Below are 11,654 nucleotides of genomic sequence, written 5' to 3' on the forward strand. Positions count from 1 at the left end.
AATCGCTGAAATTCCTTTGCCGTATACATTTACCATTTTCGGATAAGTCTATTAGGTTGCAGGCTTTTAGCAGGGGAGAATCCATATAAACTACGGCTGCATGAGCTGCTACATCATCATTGCTACCATGTACTCCATATTCCTGCAAAATATGAAAGTTTCCTGCTTGTAAACAATACTGCTCGCAACGTTCTTTGTCATTTAGAAGTAATAAGTCAATTATTGGTTTACCACTCTCATCTTTTAACCAAAAGTTTTCATCAAAAACCAAAACATCTTGTTTGAACCATTGAGGGCGGTCTTCTATATGGCGAACAAATGTAATTACTCTAGTGGCTGGCTGATAACCAACTGGTAAATTTTTGCTACCCAATAGAGCATTTGCTAGGTGTGATTTACCAGCATCAAAACCTCCTGTCAATGCTAAATTAGGTTTTTGCTTATAGAGCTTCAGTTGCTTTTTGAGATCATGTGGTGTAGCTGGCGGTGTTGGTATATCTAGTTTGTCTAGAGGATGAGTAGCATCAATGTACTGATTCAGTAAATTTAGTTTGTGATAAAGTTCAGCGTATGGAGTTCCTGGAGCAATTTCTTTGAGTGGTGGCGTTGATACTGACATAGCAGTGGCAATATCAAGCCCAAATATTCCCAGCCATTTCACTAAAAGCCCCATTGGAACTGTTTCAGGCTTTTGCTCATAAATACAAACTTCTTCATGGGAGATGCCCAGTATATTAGCAACCTGTACTTGACCCATGCCTACTTTCTGACGATATCCCAGTAAGTTAATATTCATTGCTGTATCTCAACTGCACTATTAATATTACTTATTTAGTTATGGTATAGATATTAATCTGCCAGTCAGTAGGGATTACCCACCCTTATTTATGGGAAAGAATTTTGCTTTGAGTTTATGTTGCAATTTTGTAAAAGTCTGTTACATTACTTTACAGACAGTTATAACTGTTACAACATAAAAGCTCGGAGTATTATTTATGGCAGACGTTAAGAAGACTACGCCTTTGGTTTCAGAAGATCCTAATGCTTTGCGCTGGGGCTTCACTCCTCAGAGCGAAAATTGGAACGGTCGTTTTGCAATGATCGGTTTTATATCTGCTGTTGCGCTTGAAGTGTTTTCTGGTCAAGGGATTTTACACTTCTGGGGCATCCTTTAGATTTAAACGTTTTACCTTCATTAGATTATGAGGCAAGGCGGGGATTAGTAAAATTATCTGTCTTGCCTCATAATCTCAAGAATTAGAAAACTCGCCAGCAACTAGCGTGATGAGCGAAATATTACACGACCGGGAGATTCTTCTTGATTGATTCGCGCATATACTCGAAGACAAGTTAAGACTTCGCCAGGAATACCACCACAGTCTAGTTGTAAGTCATCCTTGGATGAAGCACAGATATCTGCATAAAGTCCCGATAATTGGCGAATTCGCACTTCATTACCTGCATTAATAGCTTCGTCAGCTACTTTCTTCAGGATGCGCCGTGATTCATGTTGTAGCTTTCCCCACCAAGAATAGCGTTCAGCCGGTGGTACAAATACTAGGGAATGTATTGCTTCATCCATGTCAATCCAAGCACGGAGAATTGACAGGGGATCGGTATTTTTCTCTGCTTTTTGGGTGCGTTGGAAGCGATCGCTTAAAGCATCAATATATTGATCGCGCTGTTCTGGTTTAGAGTGTAAGGAAACGACATCGAAGCTAAAAACGCTCTTTAAAGCATGATGTAAATCTGGGTCTATTTCGATAAAATTCATATATAAAAATAGGAATGCCGCTGGTAAATCAGATGCATTACCTTGAGTAACTAGTGGATTTGAAAGTGCTTGTTGATATAAGCACAATCCCTGAGTTTGAACAGTTCCACTAAGACCGGGGTAGATAATTTCGTAGCGGATAAAGGGAAGTTGAAAAAGATTAGAATTATCTGCGATCGCACCAACTTCTTGAGCTAAATCCAAGGTGCGCTGTCGCCAAGTTGCAGCTAAATCCTCTGGGACTCGCAGCAGTTTGCGTTGAATCTCATTCCACAAATCAGAGTCTGTTTGGCTTTGCAGTTGGGAATTACCCAAATAATAACTAAGTTCTGAGTCGGAATCGAAAGCTTCTCGAAGGTGATTTAGTTTTAACTCATCTGGCGGATCTTCCCAACCAGTATTTTGCTGTGGCGGTGCAGGTTGTAAGAGGTTATGAAGTTCTTGCAACACATCATCGCATATTTTAGATCCCGGATCTAGTGGAAATTCAGCGCGAGCCTGATTTAAACTAGCCTCTAGTCCATACAAACTAAACCGCAGTAATCGGGCTAACTCCGAGTTTTCTATCTCTAATAATTGACGCAAGTGCTGCATAAATATCACCTCCAAAGCGAATAAAACTTGGCAAACCTCTGCGCCCCTTTGCGTTTACTCCGCGCCCCTTTGCGTTTAAAAATCTTAATTTTTTTCAACGCAGAGGAACGCAAAGGTTAGCGCAGAGGAACGCAAAGGTTTAATGTATGCCGCAAAAGGGATCGCGTTCTTTATCAACTTCATTAGGTTGCAATTCTAATTCAGCACGATAAACACATCCTTCTTCTTTCAAGCATTCTTGATTTTGTGATGTCCAGTAAGGTACTTCACCAGCGTGCATTCTTAGAATACCTCGATCGTCGAGAGTTACACGATATTGGCAAGGATAATCTGTGGTTACATCTGGTTTGCTGAGTGCGCCAATTCTTATCCATTTTTTGCTGTTGGTTTCGGCATCTGTTTGATAAATATAGAAGGTGTGCTGGCCAGTTTGTGGGAATGGAGGTAAGGGATTACTAATTAACCCAATTCCTGGTTGCGTCACTCCATCGCGCAAATAATGAAATTTGTGAAACGTTTTACTACCATCATTTCCGACTTCAAATACAAGATGATAGGCATCTGGTTGATCGACGGTTGCTGACTCAATCACGTTAACGGCAATATCACCATCATTTAAATTTTTATTGAAGCCTTCCACAGCGATATTCCAGTTCAATTTACCATCAGCAAATAGCGCTGAAGTTTCTGAAACTACCGATTCTAAATCAATACCAGAAATATCAATCAAATAATGGGGATTTCCTTGACAAAGCAATACGTTAAATTCGAGGGTTTGGTCAATCTCAAACTGGACTTTTATTTTTTTCAGAAATTCTACTTCTGGCATTTCCAGTTGATTCATCAGGTTTTTGCCGTCAAAGCTTCCCCATAGTCGTAAATCTCCCTCTTCGTAATCTTGACGGTAGATAATATTAGTTAATTGTATGCCTTGCCAATGAGTACGAACTTTGGCGACAGTTTCCCAAGGTGCAAGTTGATAGAGTTCTTGTCCAGCTTTGAATATAGTTAGTAAATCGTTGCTTTGGGTTTTGCGTTTGAAGTTGCAGGGTAAATAGTAAAATAGGTTTTTAACATCAATTTCTAGCTGGTTGGCTCCCTTACGCAGCAAGCTTTTCGACTCTTCTGGATCGAATCTCAATCTTCGTAGCTTTTCGGCATAGCAAGCACCAGCGGAGGTGGCTAGCTTAGTAAATTCCAACACAAAGGTAATGCGTTCTGGATTCCAGACAAAATATGGAGATTTACTAAATTCTTGGTAGATTTGGCGCTGCACTATGTCTAAATTACAAGTTTTACCAGACAAAATTAACCAATCAACTTTTTGGGAATTCCAAGAATCTTTGGTGAGATCGTCGGGACGCAAACGACTTTCCATTAATCCTTTGGCAATTCCGATCGCTTCTTTAATTCCTGAAGCGGCGGCTCGTTCAAATTGTTGGTTGTCTAGGGTAACACAGATATTATTTGGATCTTTGACTTGCAATTTAATGGCGCTTTGGTTAAGCAATTCGGAAATTTGCTGCTCAGAAAGTGTAAAGGTTAATAGAGAATTCTCTATTGGTGGCTTTTGCCCAAGTTTAAGTTTGGCTGCTTCTGCATAATCCCAGAGAATATAAAAGGATTGCAGACGTTGAGGTGCTTGTTGCCAACGAGTCGGTAATACTTTCTCGGCTGTATCTAGAGCATCTTTGTAAGCAATATCGCCTTCTGGATTCTCTTTATCTAGACATTTTAAAAGACTGCCAGTTTTGAATTTGCCTTGTTCTAAAAAGCGCTCGTTTAACTCCGAGTTAATTAAATCTTCTAGCTTTTCGTTTTCAATATCGCCTATTGTGACTGCTGTCAATAAATAATCGGCGATCGCAACTTTTAATAATCTGAAAATTCGCAATGTAATTAACTCACCACCTAGCTGTAAATGACCAGATGAACCTAATAGTTTGGGAGTAAGTTTATAGTAACGCCCTCCTAAACCCCGGTCTTCATAATCAGCAAAAGCTGGGGTTTTATCTTCTAGAGTCAGTTCAATTAAAGCTAAGTCTGTGGTTCCCCCGCCAATATCCAAGACGAGGACATTTTGTGACCATTTGTTTCCTACTTGGCGACAACGGGTTTTAAATGACTCGATCCCAATGTTGAGATTACCGCCAAATTCTCGCCATAAAAAGAATATTGCTACAGAAACGGCTTCATCATAAGCAGTTTGGACATCATCGATTCCTAACTGCTCAACTAATTCTCTAACTTCCTTGCGAACAACTGGTGGGGCGACTGTTGGGTAAGTGACAACTGCTGTTAAAAAATCTCCTTCCGAAAATCTGCGTCGTGCGTGTTGGCGGTAGTCTTCAGTTAACTCGATTAAATGCGCCCAAGCAGATTGGATTAACTGGTTAGCGGTAATTGTTTCTTCTTCGCCATCCAAAATAACTGAAAACGATCGCTCCTGGCCAAAATAGCGTTTGGGTGAATGGTGAAACCTGCTGATAATTTCCTTTAAAGAACCGCTTGTGCCTTGAGCGATCGCTTTTTTTCGGTTATCTCTAGCTTCCCTTCCCATCCGCAGTTTTAAATCCTCTAAGTGTGAAATTTCCGACTCGCTGGGAATTTCCGTATCGCGGCGATCGATATCCAGCACAACTGGGATCAGATTTTGCGACTCTAGGGTAGGGACGCGGAACACCTCATGATAGATTTGGTAAAGTTTTTTGCTGACAGCACGGCGGAATCTCTCGCTGTTTCCTAAAGAAAGCTCAATTTGGCGAATTGCTTCTAAAAATCGCTCTTTATTATCGCTTTCAAAGACTTCACTTAATCGACTGGGTTCTATCTCCAAATTTTTGCTAATTTCTATGATAAACTTTGCCCAATCATCAGTGCTGACATCCGGTAAAGCCACTGAGGCGGGAGAACTGAGCCATTGCGATAAGCGATCGCGCAACCGCATTTCTTGCTCTTTGGGTAAAATTTCTGCGATCGGTACTTCAATTGGATCGAAGAGTGTGACTGTCGAATTCGACGTACCAAAATCTAAAGCAAACCATCCCGGAAATCTTTTTTGTTGTTTCTCGCTTGGTTCGCGATCGCTATATTTGTTGAGTTGAAAAGGGTTCATTATAGTATTCACTTTCTGTTGTTTATTTTATAGCTGGCTAAAAACTGTAATGTTCTATCATAAAATTACAAATTTAGGTGATTTCCGACAAAGAAAATACCTGTGTTCGCGAGTTTCGACTTCTCTGCGAGACGCTACGCGAACGCTCAACTCTCGATCTATCAGTTGGTTGAGCGAAGTCGAAACCAACGGCATCGATATATTTATTCTTGTAAATCACCTTAGAGAATTCTTATGGTAAAAACTTTTAATTTTGGTCTTTAGCACTGGCTTTTTTATTTGGCACGATATCTACGCCTACGCTTTTAAATGAAAGTACGTAGGCGTAGCTCAAACTAGGCATTGCTATGAAAATTACGGTAGTTACTAAGTTGATGTTGAAGACTCTTGCTCAGTTGTAAGTCTTACTTGTTCTATAGTTAAATTAAGTAATTTGGCAACCTCTTCCATCGACATACCACGAGCTAATAACTGAGGTACAAGTTCAAGTTTTAGTTCTTCTCGTCCTTCTTCTCGTCCCTCTTGTTTAGCTTCTTGATAAACCCTAGTTTCTTCTAACTTAACTCCTAACATAGCCTCTACCTCTTCACGACTTAAGTTTGCGAATTTATAAACTGCAATTGTTGTGATTACATCTATTATCTCCTTCTTAGCCAAGACAGTTATCTGCTCTTGCTGCACCCGCTCAATTAAACGTTTTGCTTCCCGAACCATTTGAGTCTCTGAGGCAATAGTCAACTGCATCAAACTGATACCTACTTTGTACTCATCAGGACTACCTAACTCATCTAAATAAATTCGTTGTACTTGAGAACTGTTCAGTAACGATCTATGAATAGTGGTGTTTTCCGGTTCCAAGCTGCGAGACTGTAAAATAATTACCCCATACCAGTCATCATAAAGCGACGCGTTACGATACATATACAGCATGGATTCTGAGAAAAAGCGATGGTACAGTAACTCATCTCTTTGGAATTGTACCTCAGCAAAAAAGATTATCTGAGATGCTGCATCCGGTGGAGGTAAAAATACCCCATCAATCCGAAATGTTGGTTCTTTAACTTCAACTGATTCAAAGCGATAGCTAGCAGCTTCAGGCGGTGGCTGTTCTACTAACTCGAAAAACAATTCTGGGACACGCTTGAAAATTGTATAAAAAATTGCATCACGTCTCACAAATATATCCTCATATCTTCACGCGATCGCGTCATCTCAAATCTAAATCATCTGAGTGAGAAACAGCCGCAATTTCGGAAATAATCTGCAACCAAGTAGGAATTTGGATCTCAGATGGCAATTCCCCAGCCGCCAAATATCTTAGCAAACTTTCTTTTTTGGAAAGGTTTTGCAGACTCGGAATAATCTGATCCAAAATACCTTCTAGTTCGGAATTAATTTGCTGATTAACTTCGCTAACATACTGCACAAGATGGAGGCTGGCGCTAGCTGTAATTTCATCTCGCAGTCGCAGTACTAAAAGTTGGTGATTGCTCGATCTGGGTAAGCCTTGGCTTTTCTCTGGTGCCCAATCAAAGATTTGACCAACGTTGTGTTTATCGTCTTGACGTGCTAAAGGAAAGATAATTTCGGGTGCAACGGTTTTGTCTTTACTACTGATTTCAGCGATAATTGCTTCTTTCCATTCGTTAGGATCGCATCCTAGTAATAATTTGTAAAAGAGATCGGCATCTTCAAAACCAAATTTTTCTTCGATTTCTTGTTCCATTTCTGGATGAAAAAATGCCTGCAATTGTTCGCGTTCTGGGGCTATATGATTTGATAATTGGTTCAACAAATCTACCACAGCTTGCTGGATGCGATCGCGGGCAAAATCTTCTACTTCTTTAACGGTTTTCTCAAATACTGGATAAAAATCATCGCTCTTAGTTGGAAGGGAAGTATTTACGCGGTTTCCCCGATCGAATAATTTCCCAGCTGCACCTTTAGATTCTGCCAGAGCGATCGCTCCATTATTGGCTTTGTTGAAGAGTAAAGTCCACTGGTTCCAATTAAGAATTCTAAAGGTGAGTTCGTCTTTCACTACATCGCTGACAACAACACCGCGTCGGTCTTTAAGTGGTTCTTTGCCGATATCTTTTTGGAAATTTCTGTATATTTTATCTAAGCTTTCGACCACAAAGCGCAATTCGATAAAAGCCGGACTATCGCCTGTGGGGATACCTTGCTCGTGAATTTCATCTATGATGTCTTTTAAGTGATCTTGTTGCTGACTCACCACATCAGCAGCTCTTTTGGTATCTTCATACAGTTGCTTCAAACCATGAGTAGCTACGTGAGTTTGAATCAATTCCCGCAGCTTACTAAGTCCGCCATCTTGACTAAAGTAACCCAACTGTCTGCCCAAATAGCTACGGGTGTTAGATTCTATCAGATTTTTACTTAATAGCTCCCATTTCTCTTGTAGCCGTTTAGACCTGTCTAGGTAATCAGGATAGTCTAGGTTAGCTAAAAATTCTGGTGAACCAGCTTTGACTTTACTAGAACGTTTTGCTAATTCAGCCAGTCCCAACAGTGGCGACAGTAAAACGATGCGGTCTTTTTGGGTTGTAAATGCTGCTGCACCGTCAATGGTAGTTTGCAGAACTTTGAGTTTTTGGAGAACCGTTTCCTCTTCTAAATGACTATCTTCAATCAGATGGTCAAGTTCTCTTTCGCCACCCTCGCTGTCTAGGGGGAGTTGATCGAAACGACCCACACCGACGAGAATTAAATCTTTCAGGTCTTGTCCCGGTCGCTGCTGCTGCATCATCGTGAAGATTTTATTGGCGCGATCGCTCCCAGGAGATTTACCATTTAGCAATACCAAAATTGTCTGTACTTCTGCCAATTCCCGCAATGACAAAAAGGTATCTCTAGCCCCAGAATTAGCAGCCCCCAATCCTGGAAAGTCGATGAGAATAAATTTACCTGCATCTGTAAAATCCCAAATTTCCCGTGAGATTTTCACATCGATATCGACGCGGCGGATCAGTGGGAAACTGTTTTGCAATAACTTTGTTGGTAGCCTCTGGGGTGGACTCGGTAATCTGATGTGCGCTGGGGGTAGATCCTCAAATTTCAGAGTTTGGATTGCCATTGGCTGCTCAACTAGCTGTAGCCCCTCGCGGGCGGTGATAGCATCAATTTGGTAGTGCCCACCACACATAACTTCCCCATAGGCTTGATAAGCCCGCAGGAATAATACCAACTCCCGGAGTAAATAACGTAGCTCCAAATTGTTACTACTATTCCACGCTTCTTCACACCAGCTAATAATATCTGTGCCAGAGTTGAGTTTCGATACTGGTATCGGAGGAAGCCCTGCTGCTGTGGTTCGTTTATTGGCTTCCCCTAGCATGAAGCGGAGACACTCGTGTACTCCCTCATGGGAAAGATACTCTACCGTAAAGTTACTTAATTGCGTCGTTGCAAAATCGTCTTGCGGAATAATATGTATGGCGGTAACATTACCTGTAGTGGGGTTTTCACTGACTGGTAAAGCATCTGCATATCCAATTAGACTGCCTAAAAGTAAGGTTTTTCCACTACTAAATTCTCCCATCACACCAATTTTGACAGGCGAAGTTGCCAGGTCTACAGTTTTCTGGGCAGCCGATCGCAAACGCAGAAGACAGTCATCAAGACTAGCTGGAACCCAATCTTCTTGTTTAGAAGGGTACTGGGGCACAGAATCTATCTTTCGGAGGATGAATTCGCCGTACTCCTTAAAACGGCCCAGTTTATCTGGTTCCATAAAGTAGTTTCCGCCTAACATTAATTTCTGTGAGCTTTATAACATATAAAATGCGATTACCAGGCATTGTTACAACCAGTTGATATCACATTTAGCATTTCTCTCATTTAATTTGTGATTTTGGGATGAAGTATTTTGCATAGTCAACACAATTTTGAAACATTGGATTTTGTTAGGAAAAATAAAAAAGAATACGTTCTTCAAAATCAAGGTTTACGAATAAGAGAAGTTAGCTTTTATACCACTAAATTATTGAAGACCGCTTAGTAAATATGTGGGTATTCAACCCTTTTATACACATGATTTAAGGAATAAGAGTTTTAGACAATTTTTACGTAAGTCCTTTATATGCAAGGTTTTTGGTGCTAACCCAAGGGTATTAGAATATAATTCACTACTACACAAGCCAAATCCGCCTAAGCAAAAATTTTTAAACCAATGGAGGTGGGTAAAGTTTCCTGTAGCCGCGATTTTTAGTCGCCAAGACTTGAAAGCATCCCAATTTGGCAAAAATAAAATCATCTGGGGATTCAATCAAGTGGTTATTCTGACTCTTGCTCAGATCCAAAACTAATGTTTAGCAGACACTCATTGGGAGACTAACAGGTATAGATTTCTACCAAATAAGAAGACCTCTCCTTAGTTGTACTAAGTGATAGAGGTCTTTGGAGTTATGTTATTTTGGCTAACAGTTTAAAAACTGCTTGTTATATCAGCCCATAACTGTTCTTTTACGCTTGAAGATGATCCCTAAACCACCCACTAACAGTGCGCCCATAATAGTAGAGGATTCGGGAACAACTTTAACCGTTGCTGCTATAACTTTGAAATCTGGGCCATTGTCGTTAGGAATACCAGGAATAAGCCCATTATTGTTAGAGCTAGTTAATCGCAGTGTTTGAGTAGTGATTCCATCTAAACTAATGCCTATGGAGCCAATATTGAAAGGCCCATTGTTAAGGATGGGGAAGACCTGAGTACTGATGTTATAGTCGGCTTTGGTGTAGTTTTGCCTCAAAATTTTGTAAGTCGCTATAACTTCATTATTTTCACCCAAAGCTTCCACCAATAAATCGCTATCGCCTGCAACTGAACCACCTGCTGTTCCACCACGCTCCCAAAAGAGGAAGGTATTCACGGGATTGGCGAAGGAGACTTCAATGCTGTCTGTATCTGCATTTTCTCGCGTCACCAGAATGCTATTTAGATTTAAGTTTCCCAAACTGTCAACAATGTCTTGAGCAGTTGGGTTTGGTTTTGAGGGGCCTTCTGGAAGCAGGGCGTCATCAGGAGTATTAGGGCCTCTTCCTGAATTCAGTACACCGAATACATTTCCATCTGGGAGAGTGTATGTATCATTTCGGAGAATCTTTGCTTTGGTGACAACTTCAAAGCTACTAATCGTTCTTCCACTAAATTCTACTGAATCCAACCGGATATCCCTTGTGGGATCGTTGAGTAAACTAGATGTAGGGTCGTTAGTCGGAGTAGCTGTGACATTAGTTTTAAACGAAAATTGGGTGAATGGTGCTGCCTGAGCATGAGCAGGTACTGTTAGTATTAGGGAAGCCACTGATATAGAAGCAGCACTTGTTGCGATCGCTATTGTCTTTGCAAAGATATTTGTCATTTGTATTTTCACCTTGGTAGACACCAAAAAACTTACCTGAGTGAATCAGATAGGTTACTAGACAGAACAAATTAGTCGCACAGTCTCAAATGTGTGCAACCTCACCCCTGCTTCTGCAAAGAGCGAATTATCAGACTTTTTTACACTTCGGACAATTAACCCTTCAGTTTTTGAAAGTCTTTAATCAGATTTATGATTCTTTACTACTAAATCTTGGTCGACTTACCGTAGTTTAGTAGAACTATCCCATAGCTTTTTGTTTGTGTCAATTGGTAAAAAAAGTTTTTATAAATTTTGTGTGGGCGATCCTTTCAGCCAAAATGCTGTTATTAGATACAATACCTTAAATGAGTAATGAGTAATACCTATTACTTATTACTCATTACTTCAAAATTCAAGACAGTTGGAGTCGGGGATTTAAACCCCAACTCAACTGATACTATGTGTAATGGTTGGGGTCTTAAACCCTGGAATTTACGATAATGCCGGAGTCGGGATTGTGTTGGCGAAAATCTAAGAGTTGATGATGGGATAAGCTGACCATAAAAAATGCGTGTTTTAGCAGCATTAGTCACCGCAGTTTGACTGAGGTTCATAAAGTTTTCTAATCCCCAGAACTGCTTGGCATCTCGAAAATCAAACTCGATTTGGAAGCGTAAACGCCTCACAGAGAATCATATATTTTTAGTGAAGCTAAATCAGGTTTTTCAGCAATGCAATTACATAGCTAAGATGAATTTCTCAGTGATTTTAAAAATAAACAAAGTCAAACAAGCTCTGTGATATA

The 11,654-nt window shown here is 40.4% G+C and carries 7 protein-coding genes and 1 pseudogene; 1 reads left to right on the top strand and 7 read right to left on the bottom strand.

Going from position 1 to position 11,654, the window contains the following annotated elements; all coding sequences use genetic code 11:
* Positions 1 to 796 (bottom strand): dynamin family protein (locus RMX89_RS00005; RefSeq protein WP_322687481.1); only part of this gene is annotated, 796 nt, incomplete at its 3' end.
* Between the two features lie 199 nt (positions 797 to 995).
* Between RMX89_RS00005 and RMX89_RS00010 the strand changes: the two genes are divergently transcribed.
* Positions 996 to 1,175 carry a high light inducible protein gene (locus RMX89_RS00010; RefSeq protein ID WP_322687482.1) on the top strand — a complete coding sequence of 60 codons (180 nt, stop codon included), beginning with the start codon at positions 996 to 998 and terminating at the stop codon, positions 1,173 to 1,175.
* A 101-nt stretch (positions 1,176 to 1,276) separates the two neighbouring features.
* On the opposite strand, the gene RMX89_RS00015 is transcribed toward RMX89_RS00010, so the two are convergent.
* The 6 genes and pseudogenes from RMX89_RS00015 to RMX89_RS00040 all read right to left on the bottom strand — a co-directional run.
* On the bottom strand, positions 1,277 to 2,368 hold the full coding sequence (locus RMX89_RS00015; RefSeq protein ID WP_322687483.1) for a hypothetical protein: 1,092 nt from the start codon (positions 2,366 to 2,368) through the stop codon (positions 1,277 to 1,279).
* Positions 2,369 to 2,507: 139 nt separating this feature from the next.
* Entirely contained in the window at positions 2,508 to 5,483 is a 2,976-nt protein-coding gene (locus tag RMX89_RS00020; protein WP_322687607.1) for a molecular chaperone, read from the bottom strand.
* A gap of 366 nt (positions 5,484 to 5,849) precedes the next feature.
* Positions 5,850 to 6,659, bottom strand: coding sequence for an Rpn family recombination-promoting nuclease/putative transposase (locus tag RMX89_RS00025; RefSeq protein ID WP_322687484.1), 810 nt, complete (start codon positions 6,657 to 6,659; stop codon positions 5,850 to 5,852).
* A 31-nt stretch (positions 6,660 to 6,690) separates the two neighbouring features.
* Complete coding sequence (locus tag RMX89_RS00030) at positions 6,691 to 9,237, bottom strand: proteasome protein (protein WP_322687485.1); 2,547 nt, start codon at positions 9,235 to 9,237, stop codon at positions 6,691 to 6,693.
* Positions 9,238 to 9,949: 712 nt separating this feature from the next.
* Positions 9,950 to 10,867, bottom strand: coding sequence for an exosortase-dependent surface protein XDP2 (locus tag RMX89_RS00035; RefSeq protein WP_322682790.1), 918 nt, complete (start codon positions 10,865 to 10,867; stop codon positions 9,950 to 9,952).
* A 460-nt stretch (positions 10,868 to 11,327) separates the two neighbouring features.
* Positions 11,328 to 11,529: pseudogene (locus RMX89_RS00040) on the bottom strand (IS4 family transposase); the annotation flags it as partial.
* Positions 11,530 to 11,654: the final 125 nt, after the last annotated feature.

It is taken from the genome of Nostoc sp. DedSLP04, from assembly GCF_034530775.1.
Lineage (GTDB): Bacteria > Cyanobacteriota > Cyanobacteriia > Cyanobacteriales > Nostocaceae > Nostoc.